This is a genomic window from Acinetobacter sp. YH01025, from assembly GCF_013420185.1.
In the GTDB taxonomy this organism is placed as follows: domain Bacteria; phylum Pseudomonadota; class Gammaproteobacteria; order Pseudomonadales; family Moraxellaceae; genus Acinetobacter; species Acinetobacter indicus.
Map to the genome: position 1 here is coordinate 1 of NZ_VOYR01000018.1, position 19,683 is coordinate 19,683.

General features: G+C 45.5%; 22 protein-coding genes. 7 read left to right on the forward strand and 15 right to left on the reverse strand.

What is annotated here, in order from left to right; all coding sequences use genetic code 11:
• Window positions 1-359 precede the first annotated feature (359 nt).
• From FTT89_RS13590 to def, 3 genes are all read right to left on the reverse strand, one after another.
• Window positions 360-2,390, reverse strand: a complete 2,031-nt coding sequence (locus FTT89_RS13590) for a TonB-dependent copper receptor (RefSeq protein ID WP_168370301.1) — start codon at window positions 2,388-2,390, stop codon at window positions 360-362.
• 73 nt (window positions 2,391-2,463) lie between these two features.
• Window positions 2,464-2,886, reverse strand: coding sequence for a DUF2946 family protein (locus tag FTT89_RS13595; protein ID WP_016658991.1), 423 nt, complete (start codon window positions 2,884-2,886; stop codon window positions 2,464-2,466).
• 90 nt (window positions 2,887-2,976) lie between these two features.
• Window positions 2,977-3,501 carry a peptide deformylase gene (gene def, locus FTT89_RS13600; protein WP_005181462.1) on the reverse strand — a complete coding sequence of 175 codons (525 nt, stop codon included), beginning with the start codon at window positions 3,499-3,501 and terminating at the stop codon, window positions 2,977-2,979.
• 119 nt (window positions 3,502-3,620) lie between these two features.
• On the opposite strand from def, the gene FTT89_RS13605 reads away from it, so the two are divergent.
• The 4 genes from FTT89_RS13605 to FTT89_RS14595 all read left to right on the forward strand — a co-directional run bounded on the left by FTT89_RS13605 (window position 3,621) and on the right by FTT89_RS14595 (window position 6,857).
• On the forward strand, window positions 3,621-4,778 hold the full coding sequence (locus FTT89_RS13605; protein ID WP_016658990.1) for a LysM peptidoglycan-binding domain-containing protein: 1,158 nt from the start codon (window positions 3,621-3,623) through the stop codon (window positions 4,776-4,778).
• Between the two features lie 16 nt (window positions 4,779-4,794).
• Complete coding sequence (dprA, locus tag FTT89_RS13610) at window positions 4,795-5,937, forward strand: DNA-processing protein DprA (protein WP_005181456.1); 1,143 nt, start codon at window positions 4,795-4,797, stop codon at window positions 5,935-5,937.
• A 44-nt stretch (window positions 5,938-5,981) separates the two neighbouring features.
• A complete protein-coding gene (locus tag FTT89_RS13615; RefSeq protein ID WP_005181449.1) occupies window positions 5,982-6,548 on the forward strand; it encodes an L-threonylcarbamoyladenylate synthase in 567 nt (188 codons plus the stop codon).
• A 156-nt stretch (window positions 6,549-6,704) separates the two neighbouring features.
• On the forward strand, window positions 6,705-6,857 hold the full coding sequence (locus tag FTT89_RS14595) for a hypothetical protein (RefSeq protein ID WP_228152267.1): 153 nt from the start codon (window positions 6,705-6,707) through the stop codon (window positions 6,855-6,857).
• Window positions 6,858-6,927: 70 nt separating this feature from the next.
• Here FTT89_RS14595 and FTT89_RS13625 read toward each other — a convergent pair whose 3' ends face one another.
• On the reverse strand, window positions 6,928-7,839 hold the full coding sequence (locus tag FTT89_RS13625; protein WP_005181447.1) for a DMT family transporter: 912 nt from the start codon (window positions 7,837-7,839) through the stop codon (window positions 6,928-6,930).
• Between the two features lie 328 nt (window positions 7,840-8,167).
• On the opposite strand from FTT89_RS13625, the gene FTT89_RS13630 reads away from it, so the two are divergent.
• The 3 genes from FTT89_RS13630 to FTT89_RS13640 all read left to right on the forward strand — a co-directional run bounded on the left by FTT89_RS13630 (window position 8,168) and on the right by FTT89_RS13640 (window position 10,620).
• Window positions 8,168-8,710, forward strand: coding sequence for a glutathione peroxidase (locus tag FTT89_RS13630; RefSeq protein ID WP_005181445.1), 543 nt, complete (start codon window positions 8,168-8,170; stop codon window positions 8,708-8,710).
• Between the two features lie 182 nt (window positions 8,711-8,892).
• The gene (locus tag FTT89_RS13635; protein ID WP_005181443.1) at window positions 8,893-9,501 is read left to right on the forward strand and encodes a hypothetical protein; all 609 of its coding nucleotides are present in this window, start codon (window positions 8,893-8,895) and stop codon (window positions 9,499-9,501) included.
• A gap of 120 nt (window positions 9,502-9,621) precedes the next feature.
• Window positions 9,622-10,620 (forward strand): pirin family protein, encoded by a 999-nt coding sequence (locus FTT89_RS13640; RefSeq protein WP_168370300.1) that lies wholly within the window; start codon window positions 9,622-9,624, stop codon window positions 10,618-10,620.
• 190 nt (window positions 10,621-10,810) lie between these two features.
• Here FTT89_RS13640 and FTT89_RS13645 read toward each other — a convergent pair whose 3' ends face one another.
• The 11 genes from FTT89_RS13645 to FTT89_RS13695 form a co-directional block, all read right to left on the reverse strand.
• On the reverse strand, window positions 10,811-11,293 hold the full coding sequence (locus FTT89_RS13645) for a DUF2846 domain-containing protein (RefSeq protein WP_168370299.1): 483 nt from the start codon (window positions 11,291-11,293) through the stop codon (window positions 10,811-10,813).
• 135 nt (window positions 11,294-11,428) lie between these two features.
• The gene (locus FTT89_RS13650) at window positions 11,429-11,848 is read right to left on the reverse strand and encodes a F0F1 ATP synthase subunit epsilon (protein ID WP_005181432.1); all 420 of its coding nucleotides are present in this window, start codon (window positions 11,846-11,848) and stop codon (window positions 11,429-11,431) included.
• A 26-nt stretch (window positions 11,849-11,874) separates the two neighbouring features.
• The gene (gene atpD, locus FTT89_RS13655) at window positions 11,875-13,269 is read right to left on the reverse strand and encodes a F0F1 ATP synthase subunit beta (RefSeq protein ID WP_104490036.1); all 1,395 of its coding nucleotides are present in this window, start codon (window positions 13,267-13,269) and stop codon (window positions 11,875-11,877) included.
• A 26-nt stretch (window positions 13,270-13,295) separates the two neighbouring features.
• Window positions 13,296-14,165 (reverse strand): F0F1 ATP synthase subunit gamma, encoded by an 870-nt coding sequence (gene atpG, locus FTT89_RS13660; RefSeq protein WP_005181426.1) that lies wholly within the window; start codon window positions 14,163-14,165, stop codon window positions 13,296-13,298.
• A gap of 86 nt (window positions 14,166-14,251) precedes the next feature.
• Window positions 14,252-15,796 (reverse strand): F0F1 ATP synthase subunit alpha, encoded by a 1,545-nt coding sequence (gene atpA, locus FTT89_RS13665; RefSeq protein WP_005181412.1) that lies wholly within the window; start codon window positions 15,794-15,796, stop codon window positions 14,252-14,254.
• Window positions 15,797-15,842: 46 nt separating this feature from the next.
• Complete coding sequence (locus FTT89_RS13670; protein ID WP_005181408.1) at window positions 15,843-16,379, reverse strand: F0F1 ATP synthase subunit delta; 537 nt, start codon at window positions 16,377-16,379, stop codon at window positions 15,843-15,845.
• Window positions 16,380-16,391: 12 nt separating this feature from the next.
• Window positions 16,392-16,862 carry a F0F1 ATP synthase subunit B gene (locus tag FTT89_RS13675; RefSeq protein ID WP_005181403.1) on the reverse strand — a complete coding sequence of 157 codons (471 nt, stop codon included), beginning with the start codon at window positions 16,860-16,862 and terminating at the stop codon, window positions 16,392-16,394.
• 40 nt (window positions 16,863-16,902) lie between these two features.
• Complete coding sequence (atpE, locus tag FTT89_RS13680; RefSeq protein ID WP_000424060.1) at window positions 16,903-17,148, reverse strand: F0F1 ATP synthase subunit C; 246 nt, start codon at window positions 17,146-17,148, stop codon at window positions 16,903-16,905.
• An 86-nt stretch (window positions 17,149-17,234) separates the two neighbouring features.
• Window positions 17,235-18,110, reverse strand: a complete 876-nt coding sequence (gene atpB / locus FTT89_RS13685) for a F0F1 ATP synthase subunit A (RefSeq protein WP_004970145.1) — start codon at window positions 18,108-18,110, stop codon at window positions 17,235-17,237.
• A gap of 101 nt (window positions 18,111-18,211) precedes the next feature.
• Window positions 18,212-18,610 (reverse strand): ATP synthase subunit I, encoded by a 399-nt coding sequence (locus tag FTT89_RS13690; protein WP_005181400.1) that lies wholly within the window; start codon window positions 18,608-18,610, stop codon window positions 18,212-18,214.
• A gap of 171 nt (window positions 18,611-18,781) precedes the next feature.
• Window positions 18,782-19,621: a metal ABC transporter solute-binding protein, Zn/Mn family gene (locus tag FTT89_RS13695; protein WP_016658982.1), complete on the reverse strand. Its 840-nt coding sequence runs from the start codon at window positions 19,619-19,621 to the stop codon at window positions 18,782-18,784.
• Between the last annotated feature and the right edge of the window lie 62 nt (window positions 19,622-19,683).

Below are 19,683 nucleotides of genomic sequence, written 5' to 3' on the forward strand. Positions count from 1 at the left end.
TACAATATACAATGTTGATTTTATTTCTAAACTTACCACCTAAACCAGAACTCAACCATTTTAGCTAAATCCTTGTTTATCAACAAGTTTTTATCAACATCACCGCCGATGGATGTGCATTATAGGCCAATTATTTTAACGCGCAACCCCTTTTTCAAAAGAAATATATCGGGTGTTTATTTTATAAACCCAAAAACATATAACTCACTGTTTTATATTATAAATTTATTTTAAGAAAAATTTGCTTAATTTTTAAAACACAAATTTCAAATATAACTCAATGTTTTATATATAATTATTCTTATAGAAAAGCAAAAAGCAGAGCCGAAGCCCTGCTTTTGGTTTAAATGAAGTTCTAATTAGAACTTCATACTAATACGTGCCCAATAGTTACGACCAATATTATTAAATTGCTGATCGGTTGGTAAACCTGTACCTGATGCACCCATTTTGTTTAGATGCTCGGTATAAGTTTTATCCAATACGTTATCAATGCCCACAGACACATCAACACTTTTATTTAGGTTATAACTGCCGTTTAAAGATAGTACACCAAAGCCACTGCTCTCCTTCACATCATAACCCACGATATTTCCTTCACGCTCACTGATACGACTTTGACCATCTACTACACGTAATAATGCGCCTAAAGTATATTTATCCTGCACATAACGCAGATTTAAACGCCCTTCCAAAGGTGAAATTTGTGGTAACGGCGTATTGTTTGTGGTGTTTTCACCCCACGCATACATTGCGCTCACATCTGCCTGCAAAGCATCGGTAAATTGATAACCTATACCAACTTCTGTACCTGCAATCGTTGCATCCACATTTCGCGTTTCAGCTTTATTGTTTGCATTGTACTTGGTCAAGATAAAATCTTGAACCAAACCAACATAAGCCGATGCCCAAGAGCTGAATGCACCATGTTCATGCTGATAACCCAAATCAAGCTGAAGTGTTTTTTCAGTATCAATACTCTTAAAGGTATTGTCACTACCATTACCTTTAACAGGGCTAAACAATTCCCAATAATCCGGCATACGCTCGACATAACCCAAACCGACATACGTTTTGGCATCATGGTGCGGATGTTGATTTTCCAAACGAATAAAACCGCTTGGTAAGGTTTCTTTACGTTGTTGAGCCGTTTGTACTGCGTCTACTTCGACCTGATCAACACGCACACCTGAAACCAACTTATTATGATCGTTGAGTTGATAGCTCAACTCACCAAAACCACCATAAGACTGAAACTCCATATCTGTTTTAACAGGCGAGTTCATACCTGGCATGGTTGCAGAATACATCCCTTTGCCATGTTTATTATTCTGGCTATCCACACCGGTAATAAACTGCAACTTTTCCCATTCATGAGTGACGGCCATTCGGGCATTTAAAGTACGGCGAGTCACATTCATGGCAGATTTAGCTTCTACCAGCTCTTTAGTCATGTGGTGTTCTGCCATTCCCACTTTACGCAGACTATAATTGTCCATCACATGATCATTAAAGTTATAGTTAATCTGCGCTTCAATTTTCTTGATCACATCAGTGATGTTCTGTTTTTCAATGCGTAAACCCAGACTTTCACGGGCAAATTTGGAACCATCCATCATCCGGCCAGCATACACCGCTTCACCATCGGCTTTCCCTCCGGTCAATTCAACCCAGGTGTCTGCATCCGGGGTCCAGCCCAGTGCTACATCAGCATTCCAACGTTCCCAGTCCGATGGCACGGTATTGCCCTCACCATCCTGATAGCTATTCGATACCGAACGGTTGCTATTTAGGCGAATATATTTCTGCTCGTCGCCTGCTGCAACCTCAATATTATGGTCCAGACGGCCAAATGAACCGGCCAGCACACTCAGTTGACCACGATAGTGCTGATCTTCATCAAACTGTTCCGGACGGCGCTCAAAAATCACGGTGGCAGCTGAACCGGTATTGGCATATTGCACGGTTTGTGGGCCTTTAATTACCGAAATCTGGTCATAACTTTCTGGTGAAATATAGGAGGTCGGTGAATCCATACGACTCGGACAGGCACCCAGGTTTTCTGTGCCATCGGTCAGAATTTTAATCCGCGAACCAAACATGCCCCGGAAAGTTACATCGCCATTGGTGCCGGCGCCACTGTTGACCGCGCTAAAACCGACAATACTTTGCAGATAATCTGCACCATCGGTGGCTGGAATCGGTTGAATTGGCTGTTTCGGATCGGCACGGACAATCAGGCCGTTGGCATCATTGCCCTGATGCGCAGTCATCACAATAGGTGCCAGACTTTGGACGGGTGTTGGGGTTTCTGCAAACACAACTGGTGAATAACAAGCAACACAAATCGCAGCCGCAAGAGGCTGTAAAAAGAATTTTGGCTGAGCCATTTTTCATTTCTCACTGGAATACATATAAAACACGGCTTAAGTCATTCAAGACCCAAGCAAAACAAACGCGGTTTTATGCAAACAGTGGCGGTGCCCTACCCTGAGGAATAAGAAATAGTCGTTGCAGTGCAAACCAGACATGCTGGAAAGCTTTTTCAAAAGCGATAAAACGCACTTGAATACGATCAAGCACTTCTTTCACACTGAGTTCTGGCGGTAAAACGAGATTGCCGTACACGGTACAGTACTGGCATTGATGATTGGCATCATGATGATTATGCCCGTCATCTGAAATGACTGGTTGATGCTGACTGTACAGATGTTCGGAATGGGCATGTCCATGCGCTGAATGATCAACCGGCAATAAAAGCGCACGCGTAATGGTTTCACAGACCGGTGCCACCTGATAGGCTTTCGGCAGCAAAGGCTGTAAAAAAACAGCAATCTGTAAAAATACTGCCATCAGTGAGAGCAGTAAACCACTACGAATCAACAAACATATATTCCTGCTTTTGACTGGCCCAAGTATAACAAAGCCCAATCGAAATTGGGCTGTTTTGTCCTGATCTTTTGGTCGCAGGGCTGTTTAGCGTTTAACCGCCACTTTCTGACGCTGACGCACCACTTTTTCGACTTTTTCACGGGCACGCTGGCGCTTTAATGGCGACAGATAATCGACAAAAAGCTTACCATTTAAGTGATCCATTTCATGTTGGATACAGACAGCGAGAAGTCCGTCCGCTTCTAACTCAAATGCTTGACCTTCAAGGTTAATTGCCTCAATTTTTACACGTGACGGACGCTCAACTTTGTCGTATATTTGAGGCACTGACAAGCAGCCTTCTTCATAAGGCTGGGTTTCTTCAGTCAATGGGGTAATTTTGGGGTTAATGAATACCATCGGTTGGTCTTTGTTTTCAGACAGATCCATAACAATCAGCTGAATATGACGGTCAACCTGCGTTGCAGCCAGCCCGATGCCGGGCGCTTCATACATGGTTTCAAACATATCTGCGGCGAGCTGACGAATTTCATCAGTAACTTCTTCGACGGGTTGTGCAATGGTACGAAGACGGGGATCGGGGAAACTTAAAATAGGTAATAAGGCCATATTACGTCCTCAGCTTTGCCATTGGTCAAATAACCGAATGAAGGAATGCTTCATCGAAAAAATGTATGTAAGATCGTTATTATAACGCAACTACATACATAATTTTAGGAATTATGATAATGAAAAAGGTTTTGAAGGGCACATCTTCTTTTCGTGCCTTGGGGTTAAAACAGCAGGCGCTGGCACTTGCTGTCTGTTTCAGTTTTGGGGTGGGCGCAGTCAGTACTGTACAGGCCGCACCGGCACGCAATATCAACCCACCGACCTTACAGGCCAATGCACCAAATGTGTATGTGGTGAAAAAAGGCGATACGCTGTGGGATATTTCCAAGAAGTTTCTGCAAAACCCGCTGCGCTGGCGTGAAATCTGGGCCAGCAACAAGCACGTGAAAAATCCGCACTGGATTTTCCCGGGAGATCGCCTGCTGATGTGTACCTATGATGGCCGCCCGATCATTGGTAAAGATGAAGGTGATGGCTGTGAAGGTATTATCCGTCGTTATACCGGTAACACCACCAGCCTGCAGCCGCAAATCCGGGTCGAGTCACTCAACAATACCATTCCGGTGATTCCACTGGAGTACATCCAGCACTGGCTGGAACGTACCAGCATTATTGCCCCTGAATCTTTGCAACAGACGCCTTATATTTTAGGCACGGCGGATCAGCGTGTCCTGGCAGCCAAAGGCCAGAATGTCTATGCCCGCGGTCAGGGTCTGCAAGTTGGCCAGCGTTATGCTGTGTATCGTGAAGGCGAACCGTATATCTTCACCGATGCCAACGGTAAAAAATACAATGCCGGTCTGGAGCTGACTCAGGTTGCATCCGGTATTGCAGTACGCGGTGAAAATGATATTACCACCCTGGAACTGACCGATACCTACAATGCCGAAGTGCGTCGTGGCGATCGTGTGCTGCCAGAATATGACCCGATGTTACCAACCCTATTCTACCCGACCAATGCCGAACACATTGCAGCAGATGGCCAGGTGGTACGCGTGATGGGTTCAATTGGTACCGCAGCTAAACACAGTGTGGTCACCATTGACCGTGGTCAGGCGCACGGCGTGCAATCCGGTCATGTATTTGCGGTAACTCAAAAAGGCGAAGTGGTCACCGATCCGAAAACCCGTGAACGGGTGCAGCTGCCAGGCGAGCGTATTGGCTATGCCATGGTCTTTAAAACCTTTGACCAGCTCAGCTATGCCTATATTCTGGACAGCGAACTACCAATTAAAGTCGGGGCCGGTATTCAGCCACCGATTATGGAAGATTAAGACTGAGGGATGAGCCATGCTGAATACGATATCACCCGGTCATCTCGCAACGATTCGCCTGTGGTATCTGGTTCAGCATTCACTCCCCAGCTTTTATAAATTAATCCGGCACTTCGGTTCGGCCGCTGCGGCCACCGAAGCCGGCAACCTGCAGCGCTGGGCAGAACTGGGACTGCATCAGAACCATCTGCAACGCGCACGGGATTTTCATCAAGCACAGGCACAAGCCGACTTCCAGCACTTGCTGCAGCGCGTCCAGCAACATACCGATTTTATTCTTATTCCCGAAGATGTCGGTTACCCCACCCAACTGCTGCCCTATACCGACAAGCCACCAATTTTATTTGGCCAAGGACAGGCACAACCTTTACTTCAGCCGCAAGTGGCAATTGTCGGCAGTCGCAAAGCCAGTCCGCATGGCCGGCAGGTGGCTTATGACTTTGCCTATTATTTAAGTGAAAAAGGCTTTTTTATTAACAGTGGCCTGGCGCAAGGCATTGATGAAGCAGCCCATCAGGGTGGCTTGAAACATCAACGTACCATTGCCGTGATGGGTACTGGTCTCGACCTCACCTACCCAGCCACACATCAGGGCCTGCGTGACCAGATTCTGCAACGGCATGGCACTATTATCAGTGAGTTCCTGCCCCAGACTAAACCGCTACAGCAGCATTTTCCACGGCGCAACCGCATTGTCAGTGGACTTAGCCTGGGAGTAATTGTGGCCGAAGCCACGCTGGACAGTGGCTCGCTGATTACCGCCAAACTGGCAGCTGAACAGGGCAAAACCGTGTTTGCCATTCCCGGTCATATCTACAGTGAATTTCATCAGGGCTGCCATCAACTGATTCGGGAAGGTGCAATTCTGGTCGATCATCCGGAACAGGTCATTGAAGATCTGGCCTTGCCAACCCAATGGCTGAGCCAGCAGCAGGCGACCTTATCCGCTACAGCATCTGCAGCTGCCCACCCGACCTTACCCGAACATCTGTTGGCCCTATACAGCCAGCTGGACTGGGTCGGTAAAAATATGGACCAGCTGGCCAGCGAACTGCAACAGGAAACCGCCCATTTAACCGCTCAGTTAATGGAACTGGAGCTGCTCGGGATGGCAATGCAGCAATCGGGGCTATATCTGCGTTGTCGTCCATCGCAATAAGGTTCACAATAGTACACCCCGCATAACCTCGAAAGGTGTACCACATGATTACAACCTCTGTTGCCGAAGCAGCCACTTGTCTACAGCAAGGACAGGTGCTGGCCTATCCTACAGAGGCAGTTTGGGGTCTCGGCTGTGACCCGTATAACCAAGATGCATTTATGCAGATTCTGCAACTGAAACAGCGTCCGATTGAAAAAGGCGTGATTTTATTGGCAGGTCATATTTCCCAGGTAGAACATTTGCTGCACAACCTGGCCGAACCACAGCGTCAACAGGTGATCGACTCCTGGCTCAATCCACCCGCAGAGCGTGCTACCACCTGGTTGTTGCCGGCAGGTGAGCATATTCCCAGCTGGATTAAAGGCCAGCATCCTAAAGTCGCGGTACGTGTAACCACGCATCCGCTCTGTGTCGCGCTATGTCATGCCTTTAGCGGCTTTATTGTATCGACCAGTGCCAATCCGGCCGGACAGGAACCGGCGCGCTCCCTGCAAGAGGCCAGCCAGTATTTTGGCAATCAGCTGAATTATTTAAATGGCGATTTGGGACTCAGCCAGTTACCTAGCCGTATTCTGGATGCTGAAACCGGTGCCGTGATTCGTGACTGAAGATCGGGCCAGAAATGAAAGAAATTTCAGGCAAAAAAAAGCTCAACCATATAGGGATGGTTGAGCATAAAAAAGGATGTGTATCAATCACATCCAGAGGGTATCGAAATCTCTGGGCAAATCAGCAACAGTCGCTGATCTGCGATGGAGCGTATTATGGGTGAACAGTTTAAAAAAAACAAATATATTTTAGCTCTTAAAAAGCAGCTTAAACCTATGATTAATCAACCATTATTTGAAAAAGTTCAAATTATCTTGCTCTTTTTAAAGTGCTTTTTAAAGAAGCTAAAAGCTACTCTCCTCGACTAAAGTCTATTTGCCTTTATTCACGAGATCATTCAAGCAAAAAATTAAGTTTGTTTGTTCGTTTTTTAGGCAATTATTTAGCTTTCAGCAGCACTGGCGCCACAGTTTTTTTCTGGGCCAGCACAATTCCGAACAGAATAATCGCCCCACCAATACTGTGATAAATGGTCCAGGCCTCTTTTAACCAGACAAAGGCAATTAAAGCGGTAAACACCGGCATCAGGTTCATAAAGATACTGGTGCGGTTCGGTCCCAGACGCTGAATCGCCATCATCCACACCAAAGGGGCAATTAATGAAGGGAAAATACTGGCGTAGATCACGCTGCCGGCATTGGCCATATTGATAGCATCAAGACCCAACCAGGCCACAAACGGCAGGTGATACAGCAGTGCAAACAGAATCTGCACATACAGGCTCAGCATTAACGGAATCTGCAGCTGCCATTTTTTCAGAAAAACCCCGTAAAAGGCATAGAAAAACACGGCAATAATCATCAGCAGATCGCCCCACTGACCACCGGCATGCAGCAAGCCCCAAGGATTGCCCTGCCCCATCACATAGATTAGCCCGGCAAAGGACAACAGGCTGCCAATAATGGCGTAGCGATTCGGAATATCGCGCAGAATCAGCATCGACACAAAAATGGTAAAAATCGGAATAAAGGCATTAATAATGCCCATATTGGTGGCGGTGGTGTAATGCGCAGCGGTATAGGCCAGTCCCTGATACAGCACCAGTCCAAAGGCACTCAGCACTGCCAGCTGTTTCAGATGCGGTACAATCAGGGCGCGTTCACGGATCACCCGCGGCAAAATAAACGGGGTCAGAATCAGAAAGGCAAAAAACCAGCGATAAAAACTGATGCTCACCGGCGAGATAAAGTCGGTCACATAGCGGGTCACGACAATATTCAGTGACCAGATCAGTACCGCGCTGACCGGTAAAAGAATGGCCCAAGACAGCATTTTTTCTTGCTGTGTCATATTCTGTTCCTTGTTGAGTCGATCGGCCTGAAGTAGACGCTGCTTCCTGCGCTGAATGAATGCCTTTTCACTTTATTTTTAAACTTTCCTTGTGCCCTCATTCTAGTCCAATTTAACTGCTTTGGGGCAGTTCGCGATGGTGAAATCTTGTGCTGCGTTCAAATTGCTCCATCACTCCACTTTGCTGGGATTCCGCACCTGCTTAAAATATGCCGCATTGACACAGCGCTATACAAAAATCTGCCAAAAGCCGCAGCAATAGGTCTTGCGGGATTGGGCAAAGCCCGTTACAACAGAGAACGACAATAAATCACTTTAGGATAAACACATGGCATCTGTATATGACATTCCGGTCGTGACCATTCAGGGTGAAGAAACCACACTGAACCAGTATCAAGGCAAGGTGCTGCTGATTGTAAACGTGGCTTCTAAATGCGGTCTGACGCCGCAATATGAAGGTCTGCAAAAGCTTTATCAGCAGAAAAAAGAACAAGGTCTGGAAATTCTGGGCTTCCCGGCCAATGACTTTCTGGCGCAGGAACCCGGCAGCAATGAAGAAATCCAGCAGTTCTGTTCGCTGAATTATCAGGTAGATTTCCCGTTATTTGCCAAAATTTCGGTAGTGGGTGAAGATAAACATCCGCTATATGCCCGCCTGACTCAAGCCATTCCTGAGCGAATCGGTGAAGGCCCGTGGTGGAAAGATCTGGTGGATTATGGTCTGACCCCAAATGAACCACCCGAAGTGCTATGGAACTTCGAGAAATTCCTGATCAATAAAGAAGGCGAAGTGGTGGCACGTTTTGCCCCAGATATTCAGGCCGATGACCCACGTATTGTCGATGCGATTAATGCCGAACTGGCGCGTTAATTGTTTACAGTAACAAAGAGGGTCGCGGCCCTCTTTTTTTATAGATCTAGACATCCATAAGCCACGCTAATCACACCGCCTGTTTGCCCTGGAAAATTGTTATTGCTTTGCAACAATCTGTTTTTTATTTAATTAAAGCCCCTATATTAAACTGCAAGATAAAAATTGTGATTGATCTTGCCATGAAACGCGCCTTTTCCCATTTTCTCCTGCCCTTGGGTCTGTTGAGCTCAGGTCTACTGCTGGTCGGTTGTGACCAGCCCAGCGCTCCGGTTTCGGAAGCCGATCCGGATACCGAAATCACCTCCCAGCAGCAAAGCCCAGCGCCACAAGCCGATTTAAAAAGCGGCAATATGTTTTATATTGTGCGCGATGTGGCCGATATGCAGCTGAAAGCCGGTGAGTATGTCGAGCAGTTACGCCAGACCCAGACCGAGCTGCAACAGGCCGTCAACAGTCAGGATCATCAACAGCTACAAAGCGCAGCCAGCAAATTGCAACAGCAATTACAGGGCTTTAATAGCGCCTTAAACAGTTTGAATTTAAAAAGTCAGGAAATTGACAATATTCGCCAGAACATTCTGCAAGCCAATGAACAGGTTCTGGCTTCGCCATTTTTAAATGGTCAGATTGACCTCAGCAAAGTCGACTTTGCCAAAATTCAGCAGCAGATGGGCACAGTACAATCTGAGATGGTGAAACTGGCCAGCATCCTGTTACAGTCAGAGAATGCTGAAAATACTGAAAGCGCAAACACTGATACTGAAAATCAGGCAGCAACTGAATCCTGATCCTCGGGCTCACTGCCCATCTGGGTGGTGAGCTTGTCTGATTCAGACAGTTTCTGGTCTGATTCTGATGGTTAAAATTTAAAAAAAATAATGAGTTCATTTAAAAATAAGAGGTCTGCCATGCAGCATCCACTGATTTATTCTGTTGTACCGGTGACATTCCGTTTAGATCTGAAAGATCCATTTATCTTCTGTGCCCATCATCTGGATCATTTTCCGGCTGGCAATGCCCAACTGGGTCCGCAAACGCCACCACAAAATAAAGAATACAATATGTATTATGGCAATGTGGTGCCCGGTTTCCCTGAGCACCCACATACCGGTTTTGAAACCATTACCTTAGTGGAACAAGGTGTGGTCGATCATTTTGATTCACTCGGCAATGCCGGTCGCTATGCCGCTGGAGATGTGCAATGGCTGACCACCGGCAATGGCGTCGAACACTGCGAGATGTTTCCACTCGTGCATGAAGACCAAGCCAACCCGATGGAACTGTTCCAGATCTGGTTTAATTCATCGCCTGAGCAGAAACAGCAGCCTGCTGATTATAAAATGTTATGGCGCGAGCAGATTCCGCATGTAATTGAAGCCAATACGGCAGGCCAAAAAGCTGATATCCGGGTGATTTCCGGCCAGTTTAAAGAAACTGATGCCCTACCACGTCCACCTCATTCATGGGCAGCACCCGCTGAAAACAAGGTGAATATTTACCTGATTACCCTAGCGCCCGAAGCTGAAGTCACTATTCCAGCCACTAGCGCCAGCTCGACCCGCTTCTGTTATTTCTATCAGGGTAAGAGTTTAGAGCTTGAAGGTCAGCAGATGGACGTGAAACATCTGGCCGAATTGAAATCGGATGCCGAGATTCATTTAAAAGGCGGACTACTTGAATCCCGGATTCTATGGCTTGAAGGTGAGCCAATTGGTGCACCGGTAGCCATGCGCGGACCGTTTGTACTGAATAGCGAAGATGAACTGAACGCTGCCTTTAAACGTTACCGCGACACCCATTTTGGTGAATGGCCATGGCCGAGTCCGGCACCGGTGTTTGAACGCAAGCAGCCACGTTTTGCGACTTATCAGGGTGGTGAGCATAAGGAATATCCTGAACAGCTCTAAATTCTATTTTTATGAGAACAGCTTGGCATGTTTCAGGCTATTTTTATGAAAAATTAAACAATGAAATTATCAGGGTTTGGAAAAATGGATATAGAGCTGGGTTAAGTAAAGATGAAGAAAGTCTTTAGATCAAAAGCAAGTGTTTGCGATTTACACCTTGCAGCAACCGCAAACACAGATGTGGAAATTATTATTTAGGAAGTTGAATAAAAGGCTTAGAACATTTGCCGCCTACTGCCAAACTGTATTTTTCAATCGCCTGCTGACCTTCAGTCTCATCAACCAATTTTACGTTTGCACCACCAACAAATACACCTGGTTTAATGTATTGTTGAACATAATAGTTTTTCCCACTTTGTGTAGTTACGTTCAGGTGATTAGGAGAAAACTCTGATTCTGTAGACACAATATGTGTTTTACCACCTTCTACCTCTGTATAAAAATAAACACCACGTGCAGTTTCACCCAAGCACTCACCATTAACCCAAATATCTTTCTTGAGTCCTGCACCTACAACGCTATTCGAGCGGTACACATAGATTCCTGCTTGACCTGCTTGTGGCGCTTGAATCTTTTTTTGTTGCTGCACTGCTTGTGGATCTGCTTTCGGAACCGAAGCACAACCAACAAAACCTAATGATAATAATAGCGGTAAAATAATTTTATTTGACACCCCAAATTCCCCTTATTTATTTTGTAAGAGGATGAAATATAACAAATATATAAGTTATTTACTAATACATTCCATTAAATAGTATTCATAAAAAAACCACCCTTTCGGGTGGTTTTTTCAATCTTAAACCAGCAATTACATTGCGCGGTTTTTGATTTTGCGGATCGTTTCCAACTGTGCAGCAGTTTCTGCCAAAGCAGCCAAAGCAGCAGCAGCGTCCAAATCGCTCTTTTGATTCGCCAGCAATTGTTCAGCGTGTTTACGCGCTTCAATAATTGCCGCTTCATCCAAGTTTTCTGCACGGACTGCAGTATCTGCAAGAACCGTAACAACGTGCGGTTGAACTTCTAGAACACCACCAGATACATAGATTAATTCTTCTGTACCATTTTCCAAAATAACGCGGATCGCGCCAGGTTGGAGCAAAGTTACCAGCGGAGCGTGGCCAGGCATAATACCCAACTCACCGCCAGCACCTTTTGCAATTAGCATAGTTACAGTGCCAGAGTACAAAGACTCCTGAACACTTACAACGTCACATTGCATAGTCGCCATGAGAACCTCCTAAATTAGGTAGCTAATTAAAGTTTCTCGGCTTTAGCAATCACTTCGTCAATACCACCAACCATATAGAACGCTTGTTCTGGGATGTGATCGTATTCACCAGCTAGAAGACCTTTAAAGCCACGAATCGTTTCTTTAAGCGGTACAAGTTTACCAGGCGCGCCAGTAAATACTTCAGCTACGTGGAACGGTTGAGAGAAGAAACGTTGGATCTTACGTGCACGGTATACAGTAAGTTTGTCTTCTTCTGACAATTCGTCCATACCAAGAATTGCGATAATGTCTTTCAGTTCTTTATAACGTTGAAGAACGTTTTGAACTGAACGAGCAATTTCGTAATGCTCAGTACCAACTACCAGTGGATCTAACTGACGTGAAGTTGAGTCAAGTGGATCGATCGCAGGGTAAATACCTTGAGAAGCGATGTCACGGCTCAATACAACAGTTGCATCCAAGTGAGCGAACGTTGTAGCAGGCGATGGATCTGTTAAGTCATCGGCAGGTACGTATACCGCTTGGATAGACGTAATCGAACCAGACTTAGTTGATGTAATACGTTCTTGAAGAACACCCATCTCTTCTGCAAGTGTAGGCTGATAACCTACTGCAGATGGCATACGGCCTAGAAGTGCTGATACTTCAGTACCTGCTAGTGTATAACGGTAGATGTTGTCAACGAACAATAATACGTCACGGCCTTTACCGTTTTCGTCTTTTTGATCACGGAAGTACTCAGCCATCGTCAGACCAGTCAACGCTACGCGTAAACGGTTACCAGGTGGCTCGTTCATCTGACCGTAGACCATTGCTACTTTGTCTAGAACGTTAGAGTCTTTCATTTCGTGATAGAAGTCGTTACCTTCACGAGTACGCTCACCAACACCAGCGAATACAGATAAACCTGAGTGCGCTTTAGCGATGTTGTTGATCAACTCCATCATGTTTACAGTTTTACCAACACCGGCACCACCGAACAGACCAACTTTACCACCTTTCGCGAACGGGCAAAGTAAGTCAATGACTTTAATACCAGTTTCTAGAAGGTCAGTAGAAGCCGCTTGTTCTGCATAAGAAGGCGCTTGACGGTGAATTGGTAAACGCTCTTCAGTTGCAACTGGACCAGCTTCGTCGATAGGGCGACCAAGAACGTCCATGATACGACCAAGTGTCGCTGTACCTACTGGTACAGAGATCGGCGCGTTAGTGTTAGTTACGTTCAAACCACGTTTAAGACCTTCAGTAGATCCCATCGCAATTGTACGTACAACGCCGTCACCAAGTTGTTGCTGAACTTCTAAAGTAGTTTCAGTGCCATCAACGTGAAGAGCGTCATAGATCTTAGGAACGCTGTTGCGTTCAAACTCGACGTCGATAACCGCGCCGATGATCTGAATGATACGACCGCTACTCATTGCTGTCTCCTCAATTCAAAATAATGTTAAACGGCAGCGGCACCACCAACGATCTCAGAAATTTCCTGAGTAATCGCGGCTTGACGCAGCTTGTTATAAATAAGTTGTAGGTTCTTGATAAGCTCACCTGCGTTATCCGTCGCAGCTTTCATTGCGACCATACGTGCAGATTGCTCACAAGCGATGTTTTCAATCACACCTTGATACACCACAGACTCAATATAACGAACCAATAAACCATTCAGCAGTTCTTCTGCTTCTGGTTCATAGATATAGTCCCAACCGTATTGACGGTTCAGGGTCTTGTCTTCTTCAGCAGCTGCTAAAGGAACAAGTTGTTCGATTTTTTGATTTTGAGTCATGGCATTGACAAAGCCGTTGGACACCAGATAAATACGATCTAACTCGCCTTTATCATAAGCGTCTAACATCACCTGTACAGAACCAGATAACTGTTCAAGACTTGGTGTATCACCTACGTTTGTAGTTGCACCTAGTACTTTACCGCCGTAGTTTTTAAAAAACGAAACCGCTTTTTGACCAATTAAAGCAAATTGAACTTCAATTGACTGCTCTTGTTGCTGTTGTACGTGTTTGACCACTTTTTTGAACAGGTTAATGTTCAAACCGCCTGCCAAACCACGATCTGAAGAAACAATGATATAGCCAACGCGCTTCACAGGACGCTCAACCATATAACGGTGTTTATATTCAGGATTCGCTTGTACCAAATGAGCAATTACACGGTGCATATTTTCGGCATACGGACGGCCTTGAGCCATGCGCTCTTGCGCACGACGCATCTTAGAAGCAGCTACCATTTGCATCGCTCGAGTAATCTTCTGCGTGCTCTTGATGCTAGCTACTTTGGCGCGAATTTCTTTTAAGTTTGCCATACGCTTAACCTAGTATTCGAAGGCCCTTTCGAGCCCTCGAAGGTTGATCCGTGAACCAAACCAACACTAATTAGCAAAGTGCTAAATTAGTAAGTTTGAGTCGCTTTAAAGCTTTCAATACCTGCTTTGATTGCAGCTTCGATGTCTTTGTTGTAATCACCAGTTTCATCGATTTGTTGCATTAACGCAGCGTGCTCTGAACGGAAGTAAGAAATTAACGCAGCATCAAAGTCTACGATTTTCTTCACTTCAACGTCAGCCATGTAGCCTTCGTTAGATGCATAAACTGAAACAGCCTGGTCAGCAATTGAGTAAGGCGCATATTGTTTCTGCTTCATTAACTCAGTTACGCGTTGACCATGTTCAAGTTGCTTACGAGTTGCTTCGTCAAGGTCAGAAGCGAACTGAGCAAACGCTGCCAATTCACGGTATTGCGCCAAAGCGGTACGGATACCACCAGACAATTTTTTGATGATCTTCGTTTGAGCCGAACCACCAACACGCGATACAGAAATACCGGCGTTCACCGCAGGACGAATACCCGCGTTGAATAATGATGTTTCAAGGAAGATCTGACCATCAGTAATCGAAATTACGTTAGTCGGTACGAATGCAGATACGTCACCTGCTTGAGTTTCAATAATCGGCAATGCAGTTAATGAACCAGTTTGGCCTTTAACTTCACCGTTAGTGAATTTCTCAACATAGTCAGCAGATACGCGAGAAGCACGTTCAAGTAGACGAGAATGTAGATAGAATACGTCACCTGGGTAAGCTTCACGACCTGGTGGACGACGAAGAAGCAATGAAATTTGACGGTAAGCAACAGCTTGCTTAGACAAATCATCATAAATAATTAACGCGTCTTCACCACGATCACGGAAGTATTCGCCCATTGTACAGCCAGCATAAGGCGCCAGATACAGCATTGCTGCTGGATCAGCTGCAGCTGCTGCTACAACAGTGGTATACGCCATAGCGCCAGTTTCTTCCAGCTTGCGTACTACGTTCGCGATAGTCGATTGTTTTTGACCAATTGCTACGTATACACACTTAATGCCAGAGTTTTTCTGAGCGATGATCGCATCGATCGCCATAGCTGTTTTACCAGTCTGACGGTCACCAATGATCAACTCACGCTGACCACGGCCAACTGGGATCATTGTATCTACTGATTTATAACCAGTTTGTACAGGTTGATCCACTGATTGACGCCAAATTACGCCTGGTGCTACTTTTTCTACAGCATCAGTTAATTTCGCATCAATTGGGCCTTTACCATCAATTGGGTTACCCAAAGCATCTACGACACGGCCTAAAAGTTCTGGACCAACCGGAACTTCTAATACACGACCTGTACAACGAGCTTTTTGACCTTCTTGAAGGCCTAAGTAGTTACCTAAAACAACGACGCCCACTGAATCCTGTTCTAGGTTCAGTGCCATACCGTATAAGCCGCCGTCGAATTCGATCATTTCACCGTACATTGCATCAGCAAGACCGTGAATGCGCACAATACCGTCGGATACCATAACAATGGTACCTTCGTTTTTAGCGGTCGCGCTGGTGTCCAGATCGCCGATACGCTGTTTAATGAGCGCACTGATCTCGGATGGATTCAGTTGTTGCATTGCGCTATACCTCAATCTTTTTAAAGTTCAGTCTTCTTATATGCAATTACGCAAGAAGACGAGTCCGCATTTTTTCAAGCTTGTTAAGCGCAGAATCATCTATCACTTGGTCGCCTGCACGAATAACAACACCCGCGATTAACGCCGGGTTGACTTCTACTACAATAGAAACCGTGCTGTTGAAACGCTTTTCCAGCGCCGCTTTCAACACTTGTTCCTGGTCAGCAGACAATGGGAAAGCCGATTCAATTACGACGTCCACATTGTTGTTATTCTGTGATTTGAGCTGTTCATATTCTGCTTGAATTTCAGGCATTAAAGACAAACGATCATTTTCAGCAAGCAAAGTCAAAAAGTTTGACAATGCTGCAGTCTGGTCTTCACCTAAAACTTTCGCAAAAACACTCACCTGCTCTGCAGGAGTAAGCTCAGGGCGATTTAAGTAAGCTGAAAATGCTTCGTCTTGTACCGCAGCACTGAGCAATGCTAGTGCTTGTGACCAACTGTCAGTTGCACTTTGCTCAGAGGCATAAGCATATGCTGCTTTCGCATATGGGCGTGCCAACGTCAAGAGTTCAGCCATATTTCGCCTCGCTTAAAGTTTAGCAGCCAGCTGGTTCAGCATGGCATTGTGAGCTTCTGCGTCAACTTGCTGGCTAAGAATTTTCTCAGCACCGGCAACTGCCAAAGCAGCGACTTGTTGACGTAATTCTTCGCGAGCAGCATTGATTTCAGTATCAACAGCTTCTTTCGCCTGTTGACGGATACGCTCACCTTCAGCAGATGCTTGAGTACGCGCTTCTTCGACCAATTGTGCTGCACGACGGTTCGCTTGTTCGATCAATTGAGCCGCTTGTGCTTTCGCTGCGTCTAGCTCTGCCTTAACTTGTGCTTGCGCATCAGCAAGGTCAGCTTTTGCTTTTTCAGCAGCATTTAAGCCATCAGCGATGCGACGCTGACGCTCACTAATCGCATTGATTAGTGGTGGCCATACAAACTTCATGCAGAATGCGACGAAAATCGCAAATGCAATCGCTTGGCCAATCAATGTGAGGTTGATATTCATTGCTATTCCTCAAATAGTGGATTTTTGGGAATTAAGCTGATTAACCTACAAATGGATTAGCGAAGATGAAGAACAAGCCAATACCAACACCGATCATAGGCACAGCATCAAGAAGACCCGCGATTAAGAACATACGAGTTTGAAGTTGTGGAGCCAATTCTGGCTGACGTGCAACAGCTTCAAGGAAGCGACCGCCCAAAAGACCAAAACCAATCGCAGTACCTAAAGCACCGAAAGCGATCAAGATAGCAGATGCAATTGCAACTAGACCTAAAGTGAGTTCCATGAAAAATTCCTCAGAGGTTAGGTTTTATACCAAATTAAGTTAAAAAATTGTGTGCCCAACCGCCCGATGACAGTTAGGCCATACCATTAATGCTTTTCGCTTGCCATGCTCATGTACACGATTGTCAACATCATGAAAATGAATGCTTGTAGCGTAATAATCAAAATGTGGAAAATCGCCCAAGGCACAGACAATGCCCACTGGATCCAGAACGGTAATAACGCGATAAGAATGAAGATTAACTCACCCGCATACATGTTACCGAACAGTCGTAGAGCCAATGAAACTGGTCGCGCCAAGAAAGTAGTCAATTCCAACAATAAGTTGAATGGAATTAAAAGCACTTTAGCAACTGGATTACTTGGGTTAAATGGGTTAAGTGCCAACTCACCAACGAAGCCGCCAACACCTTTCTCACGAATACTATAGAAAATAATTAAGAAGAATACAGAAATAGACATACCTAAGGTAATGTTTGGATCTGTAGTCGGAACAATTTTAAAGTAAACCTGATGAGGGTCCACACCCAGCATAGATGCAATCGCCTGTTGAGCTACATAAGGAATAAAGTCAACAGGGATTAAATCCATCAAGTTCATGAGGAAAATCCACACGAAAATGGTTAATGCTAAGGGTGCAATTAATCGAGACTTCCCATGGAAGGTATCACGTACACTTGAATCTACAAACTCGATAATCACTTCAATTACTGACTGGAATTTACCAGGCACGCCTGAATTTGCAGCTTTCGCGACAATCCAGAACAATAAACAGAAGATCAGACCAAGTCCGATAGACCAACCCATTGAATCCAAGTGAATAGCAGTGAACCCCATCTGTTGAGCTTCTTCAGCAGACTCAGCCAACTTCCATGAACCGTCTGGCATTTTGCCGTACGTCATGTTGGTCAAGTGATGCTTGATATACTCGGTCGAAGTAAGGGCATGTTCTTCAGCAGCCATAAATCACACCTGGTCAATGTCAAAAACAAAAGAGGGAACGAATATCGCGTGCTGCTTGATATCTCGCTCATCTCCTAAAAACTTTTCAATTTTTGCTGCGCCTATACTCGTTTTTGTAGACGTGACACCCAAAACGGAGCGACCCACGACATGGCCTGAACGAGAATAAAACCACAAAACAATGCAACCGGAGACAACGGCTCGACATTGCTTAAAATTAAAATGAATCCTACGATCACAATCGCAAACTTACCGAGCATGCCCCTATACATGTTCGACAGAACTTGTTTAGATGCTCTCGCGCCTGCTGCGCGGAACGACTGCCAGGAAAAATAACAACTTGCAACCCAACATACCAATGCACCAAGTGCGGCACTCAAGGCGGCTGTAGCATCTTTGAATATCCAGGCAATCAATGCAGCAACAGGTATCATGAATGCTTGCAAGAAGACCAAAGCTTTCGCTAATCGTCGGTCAATCAAGCGACTAGTTCGGCTCATTTACTTTCCACTCACAGCATAAATGCTTGACAAGTTTAACTGATGATCGTTTTTTATCGCAGGCATTATAGAGTTACACCCCTGAACATGCAATCTTTTCCCGATCTTAGTCGTATTTTTTTGCACAACTGTAACCGTATTGTCATAATTCAAATTTGCCGCCAAAACGCGCTATTTTTGCGCATTTATTACACATTTTTGCGTTTGGGTAGCCAATTTCTGCCAGGCCTGCACAAAGTCCCCTGCCCCACTCATACTTTCGTCGACCATTTGAAACACAATCGGATTCAGGCGCTGATACTGGCTCTTGCTGGCATGACCTTCGGCCAGTAAACACATTTTCGTGTTTGGACGATGATCATTCATATATTTAATTTGCGCCACCGTCGGAGCGACATGCGGATCATGGGTCAGTGCGCCGGCAAACTTCAGGTTCAGCGGACGTTCCAGATATTGATAGGCATCATGATAAGACCAGTAGGCTTTGGCCGAGGCTTTGCTTTTAAACTTGTCTGCGGTCAGGAGCAGCTCTTGGGCAAAGGCACGGGCATTGGCCCAGTACTGTTCACGCTGCTCAGGCACCTGCTGGGAACGCAAGGCCGCAATAAAAAAGCCAATACGAATGGCATTGTTCGGATCAAGCCAGACATGCGAGTCGACCGTATCTTTTAATGCTGCACCACGAGGGCTACGCTGTGGTAGCGTTTGCAAAATGCCAGAATCTAGCAATGAAATAGCTTTGCTCTGATTGCTGAACAGTTTTTCTAGAGGCGCTTCATGCGCTTTGCCCAGCCAGATCACCAGACCTGCATCCTGAATGGTCTTGCGATGTGCAGGAGTCAAACTGACATCATGTCCGGTCTGGTCGGCCAATAATAAGGTCGGGGTTTCTATGCCTTGTGTAATTTCCTTGGCAATCAGATAAATCGGCTGTGTCGAAATAACAAGACTTTGAGACCAACTCAAGGTACTGAACAAAGCCAGAGCACAGAAGGCGAAAAAACGGGACATGAGCGCAAAATCATAAAACAGGATAGATGTTATATTATAACAAAATAACAAAAATACCTATG